The sequence below is a fragment of the Paraburkholderia kururiensis genome (genome assembly GCF_034424375.1).
Lineage (GTDB): Bacteria > Pseudomonadota > Gammaproteobacteria > Burkholderiales > Burkholderiaceae > Paraburkholderia > Paraburkholderia kururiensis_A.
The window spans coordinates 4,356,129-4,378,508 of the sequence record NZ_CP139965.1; the positions used below are offsets into that span (position 1 = coordinate 4,356,129).

Annotated in this window: 15 protein-coding genes and 3 pseudogenes; 8 read left to right on the forward strand and 10 right to left on the reverse strand. The window is 61.9% G+C overall.

All coding sequences use genetic code 11. From position 1 onward, the window contains the following. Positions 1 to 87: 87 nt before the first annotated feature. From U0042_RS19585 to U0042_RS19605, 5 genes and pseudogenes are all read right to left on the reverse strand, one after another. Entirely contained in the window at positions 88 to 2,895 is a 2,808-nt protein-coding gene (locus tag U0042_RS19585; RefSeq protein ID WP_114814207.1) for an SNF2-related protein, read from the reverse strand. Then, positions 2,888 to 4,825: a phospholipase D family protein gene (locus U0042_RS19590; protein WP_114814206.1), complete on the reverse strand. Its 1,938-nt coding sequence runs from the start codon at positions 4,823 to 4,825 to the stop codon at positions 2,888 to 2,890. Before U0042_RS19590 ends, U0042_RS19585 begins: the two co-directional genes overlap by 8 nt. Next, positions 4,822 to 6,252, reverse strand: coding sequence for a hypothetical protein (locus tag U0042_RS19595; protein WP_232833530.1), 1,431 nt, complete (start codon positions 6,250 to 6,252; stop codon positions 4,822 to 4,824). The genes U0042_RS19590 and U0042_RS19595 overlap by 4 nt, the downstream gene beginning before the upstream one ends. Positions 6,253 to 7,263: 1,011 nt before the next feature. After that, positions 7,264 to 7,719 (reverse strand): annotated as a pseudogene (locus U0042_RS19600) (RES family NAD+ phosphorylase). Further along, the gene (locus U0042_RS19605) at positions 7,716 to 8,171 is read right to left on the reverse strand and encodes an antitoxin Xre-like helix-turn-helix domain-containing protein (protein ID WP_114814205.1); all 456 of its coding nucleotides are present in this window, start codon (positions 8,169 to 8,171) and stop codon (positions 7,716 to 7,718) included. Before U0042_RS19605 ends, U0042_RS19600 begins: the two are co-directional and overlap by 4 nt. Positions 8,172 to 8,636: 465 nt before the next feature. Between U0042_RS19605 and U0042_RS19610 the strand changes: the two are divergent. After that, positions 8,637 to 9,017: pseudogene (locus tag U0042_RS19610) on the forward strand (alanyl-tRNA editing protein); the annotation flags it as partial. Positions 9,018 to 9,043: 26 nt separating this feature from the next. Here U0042_RS19610 and U0042_RS19615 read toward each other — a convergent pair. Genes U0042_RS19615 through U0042_RS19625 form a run of 3 tightly spaced genes read right to left on the reverse strand, consistent with a single transcriptional unit; the run spans position 9,044 to position 11,018 of the window. Beyond that, on the reverse strand, positions 9,044 to 9,541 hold the full coding sequence (locus U0042_RS19615) for a TPM domain-containing protein (protein WP_114814204.1): 498 nt from the start codon (positions 9,539 to 9,541) through the stop codon (positions 9,044 to 9,046). 2 nt (positions 9,542 to 9,543) lie between these two features. Then, entirely contained in the window at positions 9,544 to 10,377 is an 834-nt protein-coding gene (locus U0042_RS19620; RefSeq protein ID WP_419150533.1) for a TPM domain-containing protein, read from the reverse strand. 14 nt (positions 10,378 to 10,391) lie between these two features. Next, positions 10,392 to 11,018 carry a LemA family protein gene (locus U0042_RS19625; RefSeq protein WP_114814202.1) on the reverse strand — a complete coding sequence of 209 codons (627 nt, stop codon included), beginning with the start codon at positions 11,016 to 11,018 and terminating at the stop codon, positions 10,392 to 10,394. A 200-nt stretch (positions 11,019 to 11,218) separates the two neighbouring features. Between U0042_RS19625 and U0042_RS19630 the strand changes: the two are divergent. Continuing rightward, positions 11,219 to 11,647: pseudogene (locus U0042_RS19630) on the forward strand (HAD-IC family P-type ATPase); the annotation flags it as partial. Between the two features lie 272 nt (positions 11,648 to 11,919). Then, on the forward strand, positions 11,920 to 12,615 hold the full coding sequence (locus U0042_RS19635; RefSeq protein ID WP_114814222.1) for a phosphatase PAP2 family protein: 696 nt from the start codon (positions 11,920 to 11,922) through the stop codon (positions 12,613 to 12,615). Positions 12,616 to 12,638: 23 nt separating this feature from the next. On the opposite strand, the gene U0042_RS19640 is transcribed toward U0042_RS19635, so the two are convergent. Beyond that, positions 12,639 to 14,069 (reverse strand): pyridoxal phosphate-dependent decarboxylase family protein, encoded by a 1,431-nt coding sequence (locus tag U0042_RS19640; protein WP_114814201.1) that lies wholly within the window; start codon positions 14,067 to 14,069, stop codon positions 12,639 to 12,641. 122 nt (positions 14,070 to 14,191) lie between these two features. Continuing rightward, positions 14,192 to 14,647, reverse strand: coding sequence for an HrpB1 family type III secretion system apparatus protein (locus U0042_RS19645; RefSeq protein ID WP_114814221.1), 456 nt, complete (start codon positions 14,645 to 14,647; stop codon positions 14,192 to 14,194). A 378-nt stretch (positions 14,648 to 15,025) separates the two neighbouring features. On the opposite strand from U0042_RS19645, the gene U0042_RS19650 reads away from it, so the two are divergent. The 5 genes from U0042_RS19650 (at position 15,026) to eutC (ending at position 22,363) form a co-directional block, all read left to right on the forward strand. Next, positions 15,026 to 15,616: a hypothetical protein gene (locus tag U0042_RS19650; protein ID WP_114814200.1), complete on the forward strand. Its 591-nt coding sequence runs from the start codon at positions 15,026 to 15,028 to the stop codon at positions 15,614 to 15,616. A 154-nt stretch (positions 15,617 to 15,770) separates the two neighbouring features. Continuing rightward, positions 15,771 to 18,551 (forward strand): hypothetical protein, encoded by a 2,781-nt coding sequence (locus U0042_RS19655; protein ID WP_114814199.1) that lies wholly within the window; start codon positions 15,771 to 15,773, stop codon positions 18,549 to 18,551. A 143-nt stretch (positions 18,552 to 18,694) separates the two neighbouring features. Then, positions 18,695 to 20,098, forward strand: coding sequence for an ethanolamine permease (eat, locus tag U0042_RS19660; RefSeq protein WP_114814198.1), 1,404 nt, complete (start codon positions 18,695 to 18,697; stop codon positions 20,096 to 20,098). Positions 20,099 to 20,177: 79 nt separating this feature from the next. Further along, positions 20,178 to 21,572 (forward strand): ethanolamine ammonia-lyase subunit EutB, encoded by a 1,395-nt coding sequence (locus U0042_RS19665; protein WP_114814197.1) that lies wholly within the window; start codon positions 20,178 to 20,180, stop codon positions 21,570 to 21,572. After that, a complete protein-coding gene (gene eutC / locus U0042_RS19670; protein ID WP_114814196.1) occupies positions 21,569 to 22,363 on the forward strand; it encodes an ethanolamine ammonia-lyase subunit EutC in 795 nt (264 codons plus the stop codon). Before U0042_RS19665 ends, eutC begins: the two co-directional genes overlap by 4 nt. Positions 22,364 to 22,380 lie beyond the last annotated feature (17 nt).

Sequence of the window (22,380 nt, forward strand, 5' to 3'; positions counted from 1 at the left end):
TGATGCAGTACACGAAAAGTTCCGGAGGCCGTTTGATTTCAATCCTCTATGCCGTCGATATGGTCAGGCTCCTTATCTGGTTTACGTCTAGTCAGCACCGGGATATGCTCCTCTAGGTATGTCCTCATCGTTGAACCTAGCCGGATATGGATGTTGCATCAATGATTCCACAATTGGCTGACGCAGGAATTCGTGCCACCCGGGACGGGTCATCCGAACCTGTTTTTCGAAGGTTCCTTGCGTGCAACGGTCCATCTTCTCCTCGACCGCATACTTGCGCTCGATAAACGAGCCGACCTGGTCTTCGTCGAAGCTGTCCTTGAGGTAGGGGTAGTTGATATCGAGGGTGATGCCCTCCGGCCCGCTCTCCTTGAGTAGGTAGTTGACCTTGCTGAACAACCGGTCGACTCGACCAACGCGCTGCTCGTTGTCGCCGGGTGTCCACGCAATTCCGTAGTGGTGTACCTTTCGACATTGCAGATGGAGATTCACGCCTTCCTGAAACACGGACGTTGCTACCAGAGTGTTGGGATAGAACGGGCTGTTAAAGCCGAGAATCAGATGCTGCCGGTGACTGGAGTCGCCGCTCGCGTACCACGCGGGACTGGACAGCGCGGTAAGCGTGCGCCAGCCCGCACGCCAGTCGCCTGCTGGGTGGTCGATGATCTTGTCGCAGAGCTGCTCGAAGCTGTCCAGCGCGGCAGCGAAGTACCTGAGCAGCAGCGAGCCCGCGATACGCTGGCGAGCGTAAGCCACGAAGTCGCGGTAGCGCGCCTGCACGTTTGCGTAAGGCGCGGAGCCGATTGACCTCTGGAAGCGCGTATGCCAGCCGTAAAGCTCTACCACCACCGGGCTCGCAAACAGGAAGCCTGCTTTAATGTAATTGCCGAAGTTTTCGGCGATGTCGGGGCGCTCCGCGGCCCAACGGCGAAGTCGGGCCTGCCTGCTCGCATCAAGCAACGGGAAGACGAGCGACCACAGCGTCTCGATGGGTTCGTCGTACTCACGCATGGCGGCGCCGTTTGGCGCCAATGACTCGAGAAAGTCTTGCGAGACCATACCGTGAGTCGACAGGCGCCGCGCTAGCGCGGCCTTGGTGTAGTCGGGGCGAGGCTTATCGCCTTGGCGAAACTCGTAATGCCAAAGGTATCCGGCCGCCATATAGTCGGAGGCCGGCTCCATGAACATCGCGTGGATACTGGTGGTCTTGCGCAGGTTAAGACTGAAGCGCGAACAGTCGGTGGGTGGCGAAGGCGGTTCGTTATCCTTTGCCCTCTTCGTCACGAACAGGTCAGCAATCTTCGAACCGAGGTAGGCGTTCTGCGCCTGTGGCACGCCGTCGACTTCCCTGCTATGGGTTTCACCTTCGTCTTCCTCGACGTCCTCATATTCAATCGCACCTTGCGTCCTGACTAGCGCCTGCATGAGTTCGTTGAAGCCGTCGCGCGACCAGTGTTGACGCTCCCACCGCACAATGCGCGGCTCGTTCATGCTCAGATCCCAAGCCGCACAAATTTCCTGAGCCAGCAGCCGGTCATAGTGCTCGTTGATGCGCTTGGTCAGCTCGCGCACGGACGGGATCCGCCTGACGAAGACTAGGTGCTTGTCTTCGTGCAGCTCGCGATCGGCTGCCATGGGAAACAGCCCCTGTGGTGCGCATCGCATTACGAGCCTGCCGTACTTTGGGTGATCTGGCGCATGGCCGAAAATCCCGCGGTAATCCATGCTCATACCGCGCAACAGTTGCGTATCGTCGGCGGTGCTAAAGTCTTTCGCGCATTCGTCTTGGGGCTGGTCCTCCTCGCGTTCCTGCGCGGCGAGCGTTCGAACCGGCACGCCGGCCGACTCGAAGCCCTCAAGGAAGCCGTATAGCACGCGACGCTTCTCGTCTAGAACGCCGAGATCGTGAATCAGTCTGCGCTGGTAGAGCGCGAAGAACATCTCTGCCTCTGGGCGTCCCGCGAAGTCGCAGGGCGTGGCCTCCTCGCGTCGGTATTGATGTTTCATGTAGCCGACGCCATTGCCCGCCATGATCCGGAAGCGACGCAGAGCGTACTTGCGCATCAGCTCCTCTGCGGGCTGGTTGCGTGCAGCCTCGTCCATCCCGATGAAGTAGCTGAGAATATTCGCGACATCGCGGAGGTTAGTATGGCTCGGGGTCGCTGTCAGCAGTAACGCGCGTTGTGCAATGCGGTGCGGGCCCTGACCGAAGAACTCCTTTGCCGCTGCCGCGCGCTGCGATCCACCTTGCGGGTTACGGAAGTAATGCGCCTCGTCGACGATGACGAGATCGAAACCATGGTTGTCGAGAGCGCTTAGAATTCGCTCGTGCATCTCACGTGCGGCTCTTTTCGCTGTCGCGAGCTTGTCGCGCTGCTGGTCAGTGGCATCCACGAGCAGACTGAGCGAACGGATGGTCGTCAGGTAGAGGTTTGTGGGGGGCGCTTGCGTCGCACGACATTCAATCGCCGCAGCCAGATCCCTGAGCTGAGAGTAAAACTCGACTTCGGGCACAGGCCGCCCAGACCCGGAAGCTTTTACGCGCTCGTCGGCCTCGCGATAGTGGAAACGAACAAACGCGGTGAGCTCACGCTTCCAGTGCGCACAGATATCACGGTTCGGTGCCATTACAAGCACCTTCGCATCGGGCTTCATCCTCCACAACAACGCTGCTACGCCAAGCGCCTGGAAGGTCTTGCCCATACCCACTTCGTCCGCGAGCAACGCTACGCCATGCCTCGACAGCAGATTCCACAGATGTGCGACGCCTTCAGTCTGCTGCGACGCCATACTGGGTGGCGCTTTGAGCACATAGCGCCACTCGGAATCTTGCGCATCGAAGTTGATCCACTGTGTGACCTGTTCTGGTCGCAGCCCGCCCCATTGTTTAGCCATAGCGACACTGATTCCTTACAAGGTCGGAGTATTGAGCCGATACCCCCCTTGGTAAACCGGGGAGCTGAAAGGCCAATTCCCGCCAACGAGTCTCGGGAACGGCAGTGTAAAGGGGCTCTCGTTCCTTCGAGCCTCGAACGAGCGAGCGGCGCCGCGAGTGCGCACACTGGCAGAGCGAGTACACTTCGTTCGCAAGAAACCACTTGAAGACTTCGCGGCCAGACTTCTGGAGCTCCTCACGGGTTTTGCCGACAAGCTCTAGCAGGCATCCCGGCCAGAAGAATACGTGGCTGTCCAGAGCCTCGAGCCTCTCCAGCTTCAAAAGGTTTTGCTGGTAGGCATGTATCGACTGAAACAACCGGAAGTAGCTGATGTCGCCAGGTGGCGACGCGTCGCCATTCAGTGGCGCGTCCTCGTCTACAGCTACGGCCAGAGGGTTGTCCGCGAAGGCATCGGTGTCTAGCTGGGTGCGGAACGGCAGATCGTGCACGGACTGGGGGTCGTCGCCATGTACGAAGGCTTCGAGCAGATCCTGCAGCGTATCAAATGCCTGCGCCCGCCGGGACTTGACATGCAGCTCGCTGACCAACCCTCGCTGGATTTCCCTACCGGCCCGTATGACCTTGAAAACTCGGTCGCGCAGCAGCGCACAGTCGTCCACAGATAGGTGATCGGGCTGCTCCGGCGAACGGCGCGTGTTCCAGACGAGGGGCACTGCCTCTGCTACCCCGGGAAGACGAACGGAGTAGCCATCTCGTTGCTCGTCACCGAGCCATGTGCCGTGGAATGCGTAGGCCTGCGCATGCCAGTCGAAGCTGATATGAAGGTCAAACGGCGGCAGCGAATTCACGAAAAGGCCTTCCTTGTCGAGCAGATCTGCCGTGGCGCAATCACTTGCCCCCAGATCGAGTGGTTTACCGGTAGCCTCGCGCCAGTCGTTGAGGTCGTCGATGATGAATCCTGCTTCGACGTTGTTATCCAGGCTCCAGCCGCCTTGATCGTCGCGCAGGCAGTTCGACCCTGGGCCCGTGAAGTTCCATGAGCCCACAGCTAGCTTGCCGGGAAGTTTCCATAGCTTGGCATGGCAGAGATCGGTGCTCGCGTGCCGCATCACCGGGCTGTCGTAAAAGGTTAGGCGCTGATCCGCCTTCATTCGGGACAGCTCGTCGCTCCACTGCGTACGCAGATACCTTCCCTCTATGCGGTCTGGGACCAAATGCACGCGCAGGCCATCGGCACCCGAAGCTACTTGCAGTTTTGCGATGAAGCCGGCGAGATCGCGCGGAAGATAGGGTGACCAGACGGTGAGATCCGTGTCGCGCATGTCGGCGAGCAGTTGCTCTGGGAACGGCTTATCCTGATAGCTGTGCACGAAGCGCCATTTCTCGGGCTTCCCGGTGAAGTTGCGTCGTTCGTCCAGAGTACAGCGAATATCCGCGGCATCGCACAGATGTTCAAAGAATCGACGGATCTCACGGTAGTTCGCGTACGTGGAGATTTCAAAGAAATGGAAAACCTCGAGATTGCGTCCCCACCCCGAGAGCGTGAGGTTGGCGCTGCCGGCACCGATGACGCGCTTGCCCTCACGATCTTCGAGGTAGATGACTTTCGCGTGGAATAGACTTGCTTCCGAGAACCATTCCGGCTCGCGCTGCGGCCTGATACCGTGAACCGGAATGCAGGTCCGTTTCACGCGGTTCGTCTCGAGAAAGCGGGGATCGCAAAACACGCGGAAGTCTATGTCTTCCTTTGTGAGCTCCTGTTGCAACTGCTCGTATTCGATCCGGTTGCGCGGCGTAGTCGCGCCAAGGGTCGCGGGCAGGACATAGGTTTCGACGAACTCGATGTCGGTGTTGAAGCTTGTGAACCAGGCCCGGCGGAGCGTGCCCATGCGCCCCACCTGCTTTTGCAATTCGGCGAGGAGCTTCATGCGCCGACTCCTTGCAGACCGGTCACGAAGCTCCTGAATTGGGGCAAATAGTACTGGTTGTACCATGCGCCGGGTTGCCATTTTCTCGGGTCCGGGCGCGACATCGTGCGCGCATTCACTTTGATGATGCCATTGTGCTCAATAGCAAGCCATGCCGGCTGGCCGCGCGATTGCATAACCTTTCCGTGGTAATCGGCGAGCGCGCGAACCTGCTGTTCGATGCCACCGGCATTCGCCACCTGCTGTAATTGCATCAGACGTCGAGCAGCCTCGCTGCCTTTCAGGAAAGGCAGTTTCGCGAACTCTTCCACTCGCTTTCCGAGGGCAGGAAGACGATTCGCACGGCGATCGAATCGCTTCCAATGTCCGGCGACCGCATCGATCGAATGCGTGCGTTCAGCTGCCATCAGCGTAAAGAGCAGCATACAGTCAGACAGGAAGGGCTCTATTTCGGCGATATGCTCAAGCTTGGCTTTTTCCTCGGGCTGAAATGTATGGTCCAACGCCTGCTCCAACACATGCTGTGATTCGACCTGTTTTTCTCCGAGATTCGCCAGCACCGTGTAGAGTGCGCCGGCGGCACCGCTGTCGAGCCCAGTCTGTGTTAGCCAGAAATCACGTGCGTACTCGCCTACTGTGCTGGGCGAAGCGAACGCCCGAACATAAGCCTTTGCGAGCGCCTTCGGTATGCCGCTCTTGAAGTTAAGCTTTTCGCCATGGCGTAGCTCGGCCACGCATTGCTTAAGGAATGGGTAGGCGACACGCTCAAGCTTGCCGAGCAAGCTGTGCCGGTCGCCGGCGATGAAGGTTTGTGCACCAGCCCAACGCGGCTGAAAGTTGAGCTTGTGGTACTGATAGCTCGCGTCGAAGAAGCCGATTTCCATCAGGGGTGTCTTGTAGCGGCCGCTCACGCCAAGACCGAGCTGACGCACCAGAATCTGGCCGGCGGGTTCATGCGTGAAGGCGATCGCTGGGTCGCCATTCTCCTTGTCCCAGCGGCGACGCGCGTTGGAAATACCGAGAATGCCACTCGGCTCTACGCCCCTCATCTGTTGGTGATGAAGTACCGAGTAGACGAACAGGTTTTCCAGAAATATGAGGCACGCCTGTTTAAAGGGGGGGGCGCCCCTGTCTTGGTACTTTTGCTGCAGCGAAGCGCTGAGCTTTGCCTCGTCGTCATCAACGAGCTTTCGGACCAGGAAGTGATGAAAGAGGTTCAGGGTGTAGTTGCGGACGTCGTTCGAGATCGAATTGATGCGGTTATTGAACACCCGTCGACCGAATGCGGACCAGATGATAAGCGTACCGACCGGGTCGATATAGGAATCGGCCGACAGACTCTCGTCGTACTCGGTGAGATACCTGTCCAAGAAGAGTGCCATGCTGTGTTTAGGAATTTCAATGCGACTGTAGGCGATGAGGGACATCCGCCCACGAGACCAAGCTCAGATTGAAGGGGGATGCCGCCCACCGTCGCTACAAAAAGGACGCACACCGCCGTTGCTGCCCTGTATGCGCGCGTATTTATTACCTAGGCATCGCAGTATATCGGCATCGAACGGGGGATCTTGATACCGAAGGTAGCGGGTCGAGGGCGTCGCAGGGCAGATAGAAGCCCGACGTGAGTGGCTGGAATCGGTGTCGAATACTTCAGCAATAGATCCGCACGAGTCTTTTTTACCGAGCATATAGAGCGACGGATTTCGGAGTGGCCGGGCAATGATCGTCAGGTTATCGAGCGTTATCCCAATGATTCCGGTTATCTTTTAACGAAAGTTCTTCATCTTACCCCCAAAGGTAATTTGAAGGGCCTTGGTGACATCGACGTTTTCGGCACTTGCGACTTGCAACGGCAGTTTTATGCACAGACGCGTGGTCGGTACGTTCCCGCGTCGATCGGTTTGTCGCTAGATGATGACTTGTCGTCGGCGCTTCGGCATTTTCCGCCTTAAACATCACGTCGAGGATGCTCGGGGGGGGCGCGGATGAGGAGACTCTGTCGCAACAACGGGCTGCCTTGGAGGCTTTTACGGAAGATAGCAGGCGGTTTCGAGAGGGCGAGAAAAGACTTGAGATGACTCAAAATCAACTCTGCGTGTTCTTCGACGAACTTGACGCATTAGGTGTCTTTCGATGAGGTGGAGTGTGGAAGCGGGCGATTCGCGTTTCATTACGATACGCATGGGTTTAGCACCGATTGGATCGCCTGATACACTTGAACGCCGTTGTTGTTCGAGACCGTGCGAGAACGCATTTCTTGGTAGCTGAACGCCGGTCTTGGTCGACAACAGCCGATGACGCATTGCTGACTGGAGTCTGCTGCAACCAGCTTTACGCGGATAATCTCCAATATCGACACTATTCGTCTGATCTTTAGCGTCTATCGTGCTGCGCAGGCTGCGATTGGCGTACGCTATGTGGATGGGGATCAAGTCTGATTAAGTAGCGCGAGAATTTGCGCGCCATACCGTACGCTGAACCTCTGTCACGCGGATGCGGCCGGCATCTAGGTGAAGAGGTTGAAGACGTAATTGTTCGCTTGAGACTGGATCGCGCTCGGTACCTTCAGCAACGCGGATTGACCGAAAGCGAGTCGCTCGCCGCGGGCTGCTTGGGTCCACTGCATATTTCTCGCCTGCCATCTGGCAGCGCGGGGACGTCACCGCTGCCATTGCAACGCCATCATCAGCTTCGACCCGCAGCAACCGATAGCTGTCCGGCAGGGCTGCGATCGAGGCGATCACGTGGTGGACCGACGTTTCCAGCAAGGCGAGGGCTGGATGTTCGGCGAGATACACGACAGGTTGCCTCCGGTCGTGCCAGCGGCCAGCGGCGCGAAGACCGCACGGGCCCTGTAGATTCACGTAGTTGCTGACGCGCCAGAGATCCATCAGGCGAAGTAGCCTTCGTCGATCTGCACGAGGGCGTCTTCCATGAGCCGCGCACCGTGCTCGGTTGCGGCAAGTCCAAGCGCTGTTTTGCCGGCGAACCGCGCCTGCTGAGCACGCAACCACGCCATCGCTTTTTCCCGGTTGCCGAAAACCGCTTCCGCCAGGGCCACAATCTTTGCTAGGCGGATGGCCCTGTCGGACTCGTCTGGAGACAGGCGTTCGCCATGCTGCCGACGATGCGACAGCGTGCGACGAGGAATGATGAACATCAGCTCATCTGCTTTCAGGCCACGCTCGCCCAGACGGTCAAGCACGTCGATGCTGACTCGCTGCTCTGCAAGCGCCGCAAGGTCGCCATCCGAGCGAACAGGCGCCTGGAGCAGGTCCCCGAGCAGGGAAAATTCGGCCGCACGGGGATGCAGTTTCCCGCTGGGCCGGAATTCAACGGCGGACATGGCGTTATCTCCATGGCAGATTGCTCTTCTATTGGTGGCATGCTGCCATAAAATGCCGGGCAGGAGGGCTTGCCACTAAGGGTCCCGGATATGCGAGTTGCAGGCGTATCTTGCCCCCGCCGCCCAGCGAGCTGCAGCCGAACCTTGTCCGACGCGAAAAACTCTGTCGGGTCAGCACAGGCCGCCGGCCCGCCCTTCGTGATTTTCCGCTAGTTGCCGTCTATGTTGCATTTTCTGCAGGAGATAATCGGGTCGCACCAAAATGCGATTACTTTGGCGCGACGGTAGGCCAGTCGCATGAACTCCGTCGCATCCGACAAGACATCTGTGGCGCGGCTTCGCATAAGTCTTTGATTTTTAGTATGCACCGTCGCATTAACTATGGCGTCCTACGGAGCGCCGACAAGCTGTCTATCGAGTTGCCACACGGCGCCCCAGACGCGCGGATCGACGTCCACGCGTTTGCTCATGCGTTTGCACTTCGCAGCCGAAATGGTGCTGCAACTCGTGTATCGATTCAGGCCAGGCATCGAGCGCATTGGTGCGCATATCGCGCAAGACAAGGCGCGTATCGACTTCGCGAGCGATGAGAATCTCTCGTCGCTGTTTCCCGAGATCGTGCAGGCAGCATCGGATTTGACGAGGCGCGACCTGGCCATCGTGACCGATTACAGCGATGTGGAAACACAGCGTCGATACTGGAAAGTCCATGGCTTTGCCTCGATGGCGTGCGGCGGCACGCATCCGAAATCGACGGGTGAAGTTGGCGCCTTGAAGCTCAAGCGCAAAAATACAGGCAAGGGAAAGGAGCGGATCGAGATCACGCTAGTAGGCTCGATCCGATAGTAAGGCATCCAGACTATCTAGCCACGTCAAAGCACTACCGGATAACTCGGCAGTTCTTCGCGCGGAGGACGATGCGCCGGGAAGTGCGTCTTCAGCAGTTGCGTGACCTGCGCAATTCCATGCATCACACCGGTCTGGTAGTTTCCGCGCCCGAATTCGGCTTCCATTGCGCGACAGATGGTCTCCCATTCTTCGCGGTCGACCTTCGCGTCGATACCGCGGTCGGCGATGATCTCCACGTCGCGATCCGCCAGAAGCAGATAAATCAGAACGCCATTGTTGTGTTCGGTGTCCCAGACACGTAGTTCGGAGAACACGTCGATAGCGCGCTCGCGTGCGGACAGGCCTTTGAGCAGCGCGCCGCTGTGCAAGGCGCCTTCAACGGCGAAGCGTATCTGGCCCGCATGCATTCGATGGCTTTCGTGCACGGCTTTCTCGATGGCCTGCAGCGACGCGCCCGGGAACGCCGCGTTGACTCGCCAACGCGTCATGAAGAGGTGCGTGAGAAGACGCTTCACGTTCATCGCTACCACCTGCCCGAGGCGCCGCCGCCGCCGAACCCACCGCCGCCGCCGCGAAAGATGTCGCGATTCGAACCGCCACCGAATCGCCCGCCGCCAATGGACCGCCCACCTACGTAGGCGCCCATTCCGCTGCCCAGCAGCGTGAACAGCAGCGCAATCGCGCCGGCCGCGATGGCGACGAGCATCGCACCGGAAAGCAGCCACGCGAGAAAGCCGATCACGCCGCCTGTCACGAGCGCCCCCGGAAGTCGTCCCAATATCGCGCGCAATATGCCGCCGGCCACCACGGTGAGCAGGAAAAGCACGGGTAACAAACGCCCGGCGCCGTCGCTGCTGCGTTTCTGTGCGGGCGGTGCAGGCAATGGCTCGCCGCTCACGACGCGCATGATGCTGTCGACGCCCGCCGAGATGCCGCCATAGAAATCGCCCTTCCTGAAGCGCGGCACGATGGTCTCGTTGATGATGCGGTTGCTCGTGGCGTCCGTGAGTGCGCCTTCAAGGCCATAGCCCACCTCGATACGCAAGGTGCGATCGCTCTTCGCCACGATCAGCAGCACACCATCGTCCACGTTCTTGCGCCCGAGTTTCCACTGCTCGACCACGCGAATCGAATACTGCTCGATCGTTTCAGGTGCCGTAGTGGGAACGATCAGCACGGCGATCTGTGCGCCTTTCTGGGTCTCGAAGTCTCTGAGCGACTGTTCGAGCGTAGTCTTTTGCTCGCCGGTGAGCGTGCCCGTTTCGTCGGTGACGCGAGCCGCCAGCGCCGGCACCGGTGCATCGGCGTAAGCGGGCGCGCCCACGAGCGCGACCAACGCGACGATGAGCGCAATCACAAGGCGAACCCCGTTCAATTGGACGCTCCGCCCGCAGATGCCGGCGTGGTGCCGAAGTCCACGCGCGGCGGTTTCGAGATTTCGGCTTCGTTACTCACCGAGAAATTGGGTCGTTCCTGATAGCCGAAGGCCTTCGCGGTGAGGTTGCTGGGAAACGATCGAATGGTGACGTTGTACGCCTGCACCGCCTTGATATAGCGGTTTCGCGCGACGGCAATACGGTTTTCCGTTCCTTCGAGCTGTGCCTGCAAGTCTCTGAAATTCGCGTCCGATTTCAGTTGGGGATAGTTCTCCGACACCACCAGCAATCGGGAAAGGGACGACGTGAGTTGCCCCTGAGCAGCCTCGAACTTCGCAAATGCCTGGGAATCCGAAATAAGGCCAGGTGTGGCCTGAATGGAACCCACCTGCGCTCGCGCCTCGGTCACGCGCGTAAGCACGTCCTTTTCCTGATTCGCGTATCCCTTCACCGTGTTGACGAGGTTCGGCACAAGGTCTGCGCGGCGCTGATACTGATTCAGCACTTCCGACCAACTCGCCTTCACCTGTTCATCTTCGGTCTGGATGGCGTTGTAGCCGCATCCGGGCAACGCCGCGACGATGGCCAGCAGCAACAGGCTAAACAATGCACGTGTCCACATATTCGGATTCCGCAAGGAACGCATCGCCGTTCCGGCGAGCGCGAAGCATGCAGCGGCCCAGGTGTCCGCTGCCCTCAGCACAGGCGCAACTGCTAACACGCTACGCGGCCGGTATCGGACGCTGTTGATGCAGGTCAATCGGGCTCTTTGCCGTTTTTTGAGCGTGTCCGTGGACTTAGCCGCGGTGATCGCCGCGGTGCATGCTGAAAACATCGGGAGTGCGTATCGTGATGCTCACGGGCAACAACCCTGTCACGGCGAATGCCGTGGCAAAGGCATTGGCTCTGCATGGCGTGAAGGCGGGCGTGCTGCCTGAAGACAAATACAAGCACGCGCAGGCGCTTCAGGCGGAGGGCCACGTGGTGGCGATGGCCGGCGACGGCGTCAACGACGCGCCCGCACTCGCACAGGTGCGCGGCATTGCGCGCGCGCTGAGCGTGGCGACAATGAGGAACATTCACCAGAACCTGTTCCTCGCGTTCGCGTACAACGCGGTGAGCATTCCCATTGCAGCGGGCGCTCTCTACTCGTGACCCGGCATTGTGCTGAGCCCCATTATTGGGAGCGCGGCGATGGCGCTGAGTTCGGTCTCGGTGATCGGGAATGCGTTGAGGTTGTGGGCCGTTTGATCGCCGATGCCAATGGCCTGCTTTCGATGCGTAAAACAACGAGCGCACTTTGTGTGTGCACGCCCGCCTCGCTTTCCCGTTACCCCCCGTTACGATTTTTATGCCTGTCGGCTAAGCCTTTGACCGTATCATCGACCCTCACCACACGGCGATCTGTACGTGCCACGGTTGCGCAATGCAGCAGCGAGTGCGCAATCTTTTGACGGGGACGGCGAGAGGAAAACACGAGAACAAGACCTCGTTTATTTTCCATGGCAACTCAGGACGTCAAAGTGAGCGGTTTCGATACAGTAGTCCAGACCTTCGTCGTCAACCACGCAGCCCACTCCGCGATAATCAATCACGCCATCAGAACGATCGCGGCCCTGTATCTCTTCAAGGGCCTCATGCTGATTGCCGCGTTGTGGTGGATCTGGTTCACGCCCGGCGAGCGCCGCGAATGGGCGCGCGAAATGGTGGTGGTCACAATCGCGAGCGGTTTCATTGCGCTCATGACGGGTCGCCTTCTTGCGCACGCCCTGCCGTTTCGCGAGCGGCCCATCTACGACACGACTCTTCATCTCGACTTCCCCGCTGTAGGTCTGGGCGATAGCGTGATGCGAACGTGGAGTTCGTTTCCCAGCGATCACGCCATGCTGTGGTTCGCCATTGCCACAGGCATCTTCCTCGTGTGGCGCGGCATCGGCACGCTCGCGTTGATCTACACCGCGGTATTCATCTGTGCGCCGCGCGTGTATCTCGGCTTGCACTATCCCACTGACGTGATTGCGGGTGCGGTGATCGGCATTGTCATCACCTGCGTGCTCACGCGCGACGTGGTGAGGACACGCATCGCCCGTCCCATTCTTTATGGCGTGGAGCGTTTTCCCGGACCGGGCTACATGCTCGCTTTCCTCTTGAGCTATGAGCTCATCACGCAGTTCGATGAACTGATGCAGTTGTGGCATTCGGCGGCGAAGGTGCTTTGACGCGCACGAAGCGCGCCGTTTGCTCACGCCTGGCGCTGTCGCAGCGCGCTGGCTACAGCGGCTATCGATCGCTTCACGTCCTCGTCATCGGTCTGCCAGTTGCAGACAGATGTGCGCATGCACCGCTTGCCGCGCCATGTCGTGTTGCTGAATAGCGCTTCCCCGCTTGCGAGTATGGCCGCTGTCACGGCGTCCGTCCACTGGTCGTGGTCGCTCTCGGTTGCGTTCGGCTTCGGGCTCAGAAAGCGCACGAGCCCCTGGTTGATTTGCGGTTCCCACATGAGTTGCGCACCGGGCAGCGCTGCAACGCCCGTCACGATTGCATGCGCGGCTTCGCAGCAGCGTTCGATCAGGCTCGCCGCACCGCCGCGTCCCAGTTGCCGTAACGCGGCGTAAGTGGCGAAGCCGCGTCCGCGGCGAGACCATTCTGGACTCCAATCTTTCTGCTCGCGCACCTGTTCGTTGTAGCTGATGTAGCTCGCCTGATAGCCCATGGTGCGCTGGTGCGCTTCGGGATGCGCAACGAACGCGTAGCCGCTGTCGTAGGGGACGTTGAGCCACTTGTGGCCGTCCGTGGTCCACGAGTCCGCGTGTTCGACGCCCGCGAGCAGATGCCTGTAACGCGGGCTCGCATTCGCCCACAAGCCGAACGCACCATCCACATGCACCCACGCGCGGTAGCGGTGTGCCAGTGGAATGAGTTCGGCGAAGCAATCGTAAGCGCCGATGTTGAGATCGCCCGCTTGCAGCAACACGATGGTCGGCGCATCGGGGGCTTGTTGAAGTGCCGCTTCGAGCACGGCTGCATCGAGCTGCCCGGTGTCGTTGCAAGGCAAAGTCTGCACCGCGCCCGTTCCCATGCCGATCAGCCGCGTGGCTTGCGAGATGCTGCCGTGCAATTGATCGCTACTCAGCAGACGGATGGCGGGCGCACCGAACAGGCCATCGCGTTCCACGTCCCAGCCGCGATGCGCGAGCAACGCATGACGCGCGGAGGCAAGCGCGGTGACATGCGCCATCTGGCAGCCGCTCGTGAGGCCGAAGCTGGCATGCGCCGGCAAACCGAGCAGTTCCTTGAGCCACGTGCCGCACACTTCTTCCACCACCGCCTCGGCGGGCGCGCACGAAAACGATGCGGCGTTCTGGTCCCAGGCGCTCGTGAGCCAGTCGGCCGCGAGCGCAGCGGGCAATGATCCGCCGATCACCCAGCCGAAGAAGCGTCCCCCCGCGCTGCCCACGATGCCGCCCGTCGTGTCTTGCACGAGATCGTCGATTACGCGTTCGGCAGTGACGCCTTCATCGCCGAGCGGTTTTGCCAGACGTTCGCGCAAAGTGGAAAGGCTCGCTGTTGCGGCCACGGGGTTTTCCTCGAGTGCTTCCAGGTAATCGAGTGAATGATCCAGCGCGCGTTGGAGTGCAGGACGAAATGCGTGTGCGTTGCTCGTGTCGCTCATGGCGTGGTCCCCGTTCGGTGCGTTGCACCATCTATGCGTGGCGGTGGGCGTTCGCGAATGATTCTAGCGAAGACCGGCGCGCGACGTTGCGGGGAGCACTGAAACGTGGATGCGTGCGCGTGTCACCAGCGCTGCACGAGCCGCGCACCGATGCGCCGGCCTCGTTCCATCGCGTCGGCGATGTGCGCGGCGGTGGCGTCGCCGGCATCGGGCACTTCGAGGAATCGCGCGGTAATGGCGAGCGCCGTCGGCTCGCCGGCGCGCAGCACGGCAGACACGCAACGTCGCCAGTCCGTATCGCGCATCACGTAAAGGCACCAACCCTGGAGCGCCCAGACCACGGGAGAGCCGTTGCCCTGTTCCTCCATCTGCCGCAGCAGCCGCAATGCATCCACCCAGCGGCGCCTTGCGATCAGCAGACGCACTTCGCAGATGTCCACGGCGGCGGGCTTCGGATGCAGCAGGCGCAAGACGATGAGCAGCTCTTCAAGCTCCGCGTGTGCGCCGATACGCAGCCCCGCGGCGAAGACCGAGAGCAGCACGCCGAGCACCACAGGATCGCATTGAATATCGAGCATCGTGAGCAATTGCGAATGCGAACGCGGGCAGCACGCGCGCGCCTGCACCCGCCGTTCGCAAGGCCGGTCTCTGATTCTCTTGCCGAGGTGCGCTGCCCGCGTATGACATGCGAAGCCGCGCATGCCGGAACGAATCGATGCAACGAACGCGCCGCGCGGCGTTTAAAGCGCGCCTGCGACGAGCGCGGAACGCCTCGCGCGCCGTCACCACGATCGCTACAACGTTTCGCAGCGCGGAACCTCGCTTCGCGTCGCGCATCGCTTTGCCACGGGCAGTTTCTACGCTATGCGATGGGGCGATGTCCGCGCGCGGGCCGCCTGCCTTTCATTGTCCGGTTTGTCTTGCTGACCCACTGTGTCAACCTTTGCGAGAACTCCATGAGCACGAACGCCATCACAACCCAATATCTGAATTCGCAAACGCAGCCGTCGTTCGAGACGGGCGGATCGAACAACGCGGGCTTCACCGAAGAGATTCTTCAGGACATCGAGAAGCTGCTGTCGGACACGAACAGCGCAAGCACGCCCACCAATCTGCCGAGCACCGGGCAGTTGCCCCAACAGGGCGGCGCGACGACGACAGGGCAGTCCCAAACTCCGTACACGCCGGTCAATTTCTCGGGCCGGCCTTCGACTGCCGGCACCGGCGCGCCGAACGGACAGGGCTTGCACGATGTGAAGATCAATTCGAAGGCGGGCGGCGAGGCGCTGCATCTGCAGGAAGACTCGAACGGCAACCTCTACAACAAGAGCGGCGATTCGGTAGGCGTGATCGATTCGCAAGGCAACGTCACGCTGAATTCCGGCGCTACGAAAGAGATCGAGCGCCTGCAGGACGGCGGCAATCCGCTCGCGCTGCTCTCGGGTCATGCGGTGAAGGGGCAGACGGGCGACGGCGGCAACGTCACGTTCTCGTCGTCGGACGTGACGGTGAGCGCGGGCGACCTGAACCAGCAGAACGATTTCTGACGTCTGTCGGCACGACGCGAACGTGCCCGCCGCTTGTCGTGAGCGGGCACGACGTGGCTCGCGTGACGTATGGAGGCGTCACGCGAGCCACGCTGCGTGCACGGCTCGACCCGGTACCGCGATACACCACCCGACCATTAGTAAGGAATCCAATATGAAAGTAAATTCGGGCGGCGGTGCCGCGAAGGATATTGGCGCGCAGAACAACAACGACCTCGCCGCACCGGGAGACAACGCTGACCCTCCCGCACCCATGCAGCGGCCTGCGGTCGGCGCCGGGCTTGCGGCGCTCGGTCCGAGTCCGCGTGGGCAGCGCAACGGGGTATCGGTTGAGCGAGAGACCGCGGCGGCAGCAGGCGCTTCGTCGAATCGCCCCACGTCGCTTCGGCGCACCTCCTCGCTGCCGGTGCCTCTGTCGGCCAGATCGAAGTCGCCGCAGCCCTCACAGCCCGCACCCGCTCTCACGCATTTCGTCAGCATCGCGGCGAACGGCGCGCGCGTTGTGCCCGCCATGACCGGCGCTGCACGGCTGCGTGAAAGCGCTGCCGCCAACCGTGCATTGCTCGATGAACAGGGCACTGTGCCGATGGTTCGTGTATCGAGCCTGGGCTACTCGGTCGACAGAGAGGCACTTTTCGCGGCACCGGGCGGCGAACTCGTGAAGCCTGCAGGCACCGACGCCTACCTCGCGATGCACTACGACGCAGCAAGCGGAACGACACGCTACGCGCTGATCGCTGCCGACGCGAAGACCGGCTTGCCGAAGGGCTATACCGCCATCGACCCGCGCACGGGTCTCGCCGCCATAGGCACCGGCGCACGTGGTCCGATCTTTCCCATCGCAGGCGGCTCGCGTGACGAAGATGAGAACGACGCGGATGAGCCGCAAGCTTACGCCACGCCTTCGCTGCCGCCTCCCTTCGATACCACCGCGGGCCGCGAAGAACTGAGCCGCGCCATCACATTGCTCTCCACGGCCAATGCGGCCGAGGTGAAGCTCTCCGCGCGCGACATCGCTTATGTGCTCGGCTATGAACGCGCACCGTTCTTTCGCCGCAGCGCAGACACCGTACGCCGCGTCGTGCCGCGCATGAAGAGTTGCGACGAGCGCATGAAAGACGTGGTCGCGCATCTGCACGAGCGAGCCGTCTGGGAGCACGACGAATGGGCCCAGCGCAATGCGCTCTCCGACTGGTTCGGTGCACTCAGCCCGCAGCAGCGTGCAGGCCTGCACGCGGTGCACGAGGCGTCTGGTGGTCCCGCGTGGACTCAGGGATTCAAGATCGCGACGCACGATGGCCAGCACGAAACGTCGTTCGACGCGGGCCACATGCTCAACGTGCCCGCCGACGTGCTGGCTGCACTGCCGCAGCCGGAGCGCGAAGCATTGCAGGCGCGGCGCGATCGGTGGAGCACACTCGGCGTGACGAGCGGGCCCGAGGCCGAGGAGTTCGTCGCAGCGCACTTCGAGCGCGAATCGTTCGATGCCGACAGCGACGAAATGCCCATGGAAATGGCGGCGCTCGTCGAAATGTATCCGGAGGCGGCACAGATCGTGGAGCGTCTTTATGCGCAGGGCACCACGCTGCACGTCGTGCGCTGTTCGCAGACGCCGGACGCCGTGCTCGACGCGATCCGCCACGTGGCAACGCACTCGCAGCACAAGTTCGTCACCACGTGGTTGCCTGGACTCGTGCGCGCCGGTGTGCGCCCGAAGGTGCTGGACAGCGATCTCGAACGCCTGCGCGAAGAGAGCGGCAAGCAGTTGGGCCGCGCGCTCGAAAAAGCACGCCCGCAGGCGCGAGAGGGTTTTCGCGGCGCAGTTCTCACGCAGATGTCGGGCGACGCGCTTGCCGACGACGAAGACTTCGACACGCCCGTCGACCTCATTCGCGATTTTTCGTCGGACGTGTTGAGCGTTTCTGCGTCCGGCGGCGAGCACGATGCGCGCACGCAGGCCGATCTCGCGCGGCTCAACACATTGCTCGCCGGCACGTTCGGCCGCGAATACGCGCTGCGACGTTTGAGTGCCGACGACGCGAACCGCACGTCCGAAGGCGCGCGCGCCATTCTCACCTCGCTCGCCGTCATGGCGCCCACCGTGGAAGTGGTGCAGGACGCGCTGCACATGGGCGGCTTCGCGAAGTTCCTCGCCGCATCGGCCGACGACGTCATGGCCGAAGGTGCCGAACTCTCCGCGTTGCGCGGCGCGGGCATGAGCAACGACGAGATGCGCAAGCGTATCGCCACGCTCGCGCCTGTCGCGGTGCTCGCGCTGTTCGCGGCGAATTCCATCGACGAGGTCTCGCATACCGTGGGCGATCACGCGGGCGGCGCGCTGTTTTCCACCGGCGCCGTGATGCTCTCGGCGGCAACCGGGCTCATGTCCGTGAAATATTTCGCGGATAACTACCGGAAGCTGGAGCGCGAAGGCAAATTGCCCGAGCGCATCGTGCTCGATGCCGCCACACGTGAACGGCTGGATGCGCTCGCGGCAGAAAACCCCTCGCCGGAAGAGCTCGCGCGCATCGTGGATGCGGCCCTCGACCAATGCGGTGCCGACCGCGCCGAACGCGAACGCATCGTCGCGCAAATGAGGCAACTGGACAGCCCGCAGGCCATCGAGTCATTGCTGAACCAGAGCGCGCCCGCAGGGCGGCTCGAAGCGTGGCGCGCCGGCATGAAGGAAGCGATGGGCGTGAACCCTGCGCGGCTCGGTCTTACGCTCGGCACCTATTCGGCGCCCGCGATGGGCGCGCTGCTCGGCCCGCTGTTTCTGCATGTGCCGATCGCCTACGCGGCAGCGGGCTCGTACGAAACCTTCATGGGCGTACTCACCATCTGGCTGCACAACCTCACGTTCGGCGCGCGCTGGCGCCATGCGGTAGACCGCAAGGCGAAGGCCGAAATCGAAGCGCCCGGCGACGCGCAATAAGCAGCCGCTCCATAAAAAGCGGTACGGCGATGCAGCACAGGTTTGCCGATTTTCGATAACGCCTCGATTTATGGCTTTCTACTATCCGCCCAAGGCTGTCGGTCCGCGTGGGGCGCCGGGCCGCAACGTCAGGGGAGATACCGATGAAAGCAGAGTCGAAGGGCCAGCATGTAGGGCAGGTCTCGCATCATGAGCTGAAGCAGACGCTGGGTACGTGGCAGCTGTGGGGTATAGCGGTGGGGCTCGTCATTTCCGGCGAGTATTTCGGCTGGAGCTATGGCTGGGCAAGCGCGGGCACGCTCGGCTTCGTCGTGACGGCGATCTTCATCGCCGCGATGTACACCACGTTCATCTTCAGCTTCACGGAACTCACCACGTCGATTCCGCACGCGGGCGGCCCGTTCGCCTACGCGCGGCACGCGTTCGGTCCGGTGGGCGGTTACATCGCGGGGGCCGCGACGCTCGTCGAATTCGTGTTCGCGCCGCCGGCCATCGCGCTGGCCATCGGCGCGTATCTGCACGTGCAGTTTCCGGGCCTCGAACCGAAGCACGCGGCCATGGCGGCGTACCTCATATTTATGGCGCTCAACATCGTCGGCGTGCAGGTGGCCGCGGCCTTCGAGCTTTTCGTCACGCTGCTTGCCATCTTCGAGCTGCTTGTGTTCATGGGCGTGGTGTCGCCCGGTTTCGCATGGTCGAACTTCACGAAGGGCGGCTGGGCCGGCGCCGATCACTTCAGCATGGGTTCGTTTCACGGCATGTTCGCGGCTATCCCGTTCGCGATCTGGTTCTTCCTCGCCATTGAAGGCGTGGCCATGGCCGCCGAGGAAGCGAAGAACCCGAAGCGTTCCATTCCCATTGCGTACGTCACGGGCATTCTGACGCTCGTTGCGCTCGCCATCGGCGTGATGGTGTTCGCAGGCGGTGCAGGCGACTGGACCAAACTCTCGAACATCAACGACCCGCTGCCGCAAGCCATGAAGTACATCGTGGGCGAGCACAGCGGCTGGATGCACATGCTCGTGTGGCTCGGCTTGTTCGGGCTCGTGGCGTCGTTCCACGGCATCATCCTCGGCTACTCGCGGCAGATTTTCGCGCTGGCTCGCGCGGGCTATCTGCCCGAGTGGCTCGCGAAGGTGCATCCGCGCTTCAAAACTCCGCATCGTGCGATTCTGGCGGGCGGTGTGATTGGTATCGCGGCCATCTATAGCGACGAGTTGATTCAGTTCGCGGGCCAGACGCTCACGGCGAACATCGTGACGATGTCGGTGTTTGGCGCTATCGTCATGTACATCGTGAGCATGCTGGCGCTCTTCAAGCTGCGCCGTACCGACCCGAACATGGAGCGCCCGTTCCGCGCCCCGCTGTTCCCGTTCTTCCCGGCGTTCGCGCTCGTTGCCGCCGTGATTTCGCTCGCGACGATGGTGTACTTCAACCTCGAAGTAGCGTTGGTGTTCGCGGCGTTCATGGCGCTCGGTTACGTGTACTTTCTCGCTACGCGCAGCCAGCGCGAGACGGCACCGGCCGACGCGCTGCTCGAAGAGTAAGAGACCCGCAAGACGCGCGCGGCGCCGCCTGCGGGTACCACTGGCCCGCAGGCGGCGTCCGCGCGATGGAGCAAAGACGATGAGCTATACGGAGACAATCGGCGCACGCACCTATCGCTTCGCCGACCTGAAGACGCTGCTCGCGAAGGCGAGCCCGCTGCGTTCCGGCGATCAACTCGCGGGCGTGGCCGCGGCGAGCGAGGAAGAACGCGTGGCCGCGAAGATGGCGCTCGCCCAGGTGCCGCTGCGCACGTTCCTGAACGAAGCCGTGATTCCCTATGAGACCGACGAGATCACGCGCCTCATCATGGACGGCCACTCCAACGAAGCGTTTGCCGAAATCGCGCACCTTACGGTGGGCGACTTTCGCAACTGGCTGCTCTCGGGCACGACGGATGCCGACGCGCTCGTGCGTATCGCCGATGGCCTCACGCCCGAGATGGTCGGCGCCGTCTCGAAGCTCATGCGCAACCAGGACCTCGTCACCGTGGCGCGCAAGCGTCCGGTGATCACGCGCTTTCGCAACACGATCGGCTTGCCGGGGCGCATGTCGGTGCGCCTGCAACCCAACCATCCCACCGACGACGTCAAAGGCATTGCCGCTTCGATGCTGGACGGCCTGATGTACGGCTGCGGCGACGCGGTGATCGGCATCAATCCCGCTACGGACAGCCTCGCCGCCATCACCACGCTGCTGGTGATGATGGACGAGTTTCGTCAGCGCTATAACGTGCCCACGCAGACCTGCGTGCTCACGCACGTCACGAATTCCATCGCGGCCATCGAAAAGGGCGCGCCTGTCGACCTCGTGTTCCAGTCCATTGCCGGCACTGAGAAGGCCAACGCGAGCTTCGGCATATCGCTTGCGCTACTGGCCGAGGCGCACGACGCCGCGCTGTCGCTCAAGCGGGGCACGGTGGGCGACGACGTGATGTATTTCGAAACCGGGCAGGGCAGCGCGCTTTCGGCGAACGCGCATTTCGGCGTGGACCAGCAGACCTGCGAAGTGCGCGCCTATGCCGTGGCACGCCGCTTCCGTCCGCTGCTCACGAATACGGTGGTGGGCTTCATCGGGCCCGAGTACCTGTACGACGGCAAACAGATCATTCGCGCGGGGCTCGAAGATCATTTCAGCGGCAAGCTGCTGGGCGTGCCGATGGGCTGCGACATCTGCTATACGAACCACGCCGAAGCGGACCAGGACGACATGGACAATCTGCTCACGCTGCTCGGCGTGGCGGGCATCAACTTCATCATGGGCATCCCCGGTGCGGACGACGTCATGCTCAACTACCAGAGCACCTCGTTTCACGACGCGCTCTACGTTCGCGAGGTGCTGGGCCTGCGCCGTGCACCCGAGTTCGAGGAATGGCTGGAGTCCATGCAGATCATCGACGCGCGCGGCGCGCTGCTGCCCGTGTCGCCGCGCCAGCCGCTGCTGGAAGGCGCGAGCGAATGGATGGGTGTGGCATGAGCGACTTCCTCGAAAAGAACCCGTGGCAGGCGCTGCGGCGCTTCACGCAGGCGCGCATCGCGTTGGGCCGCACAGGCAACAGCCTGCCCACGCAGCCGTTGCTCGCGTTCAATCTCTCGCATGCGCAGGCACGCGACGCCGTGCATCAGCCCCTCGATGCCGGCCCGCTGCACGATGCGCTGCGCGCACGCGGCATCGTCTCGCTCGATGTGCACAGTGCCGCGCCCGACCGCGAACACTATCTGCGCCGTCCGGACCTGGGCCGGCGGCTCTCGGACGAAAGTCGCGAAACGCTGCGCACGGCAGCTGCGGACGACGCGCCCGACGTCGTATTCGTGATTGCCGACGGGCTCTCGGCGTTCGCCGCGTCGAAGCAGGCGTTGCCGCTTTTCTTCGAAATGCAGGCGAAGCTCGCGGACTGGAAGATCGGGCCGGTGATCGTGGCGCGGCAGTCGCGCGTGGCACTGGGCGACGAGATTGGCGAACTGCTCGGCGCGAAGCTGGTGGTGATGCTGATCGGCGAGCGGCCCGGTTTGAGTTCGCCGGATAGCCTGGGCGTCTATCTCACCTACGAACCGAAGGTGGGCCGTACCGACGCCGAACGTAACTGCATTTCGAACGTGCGCCCCGAAGGCCTGAGCTACGCGGCCGCGGCACACAAGCTCCACTATCTGCTCACGCACGCGCGCAGACTGGGCCTGACCGGCGTCGGACTCAAGGACGACAGCGACGCGTTGCTCTCTTCGGCGGCGGCCCCTGCGGCAGTACAAGCACCGGGCGGGCAGCTGTAACCGTTCCACTACCTGGC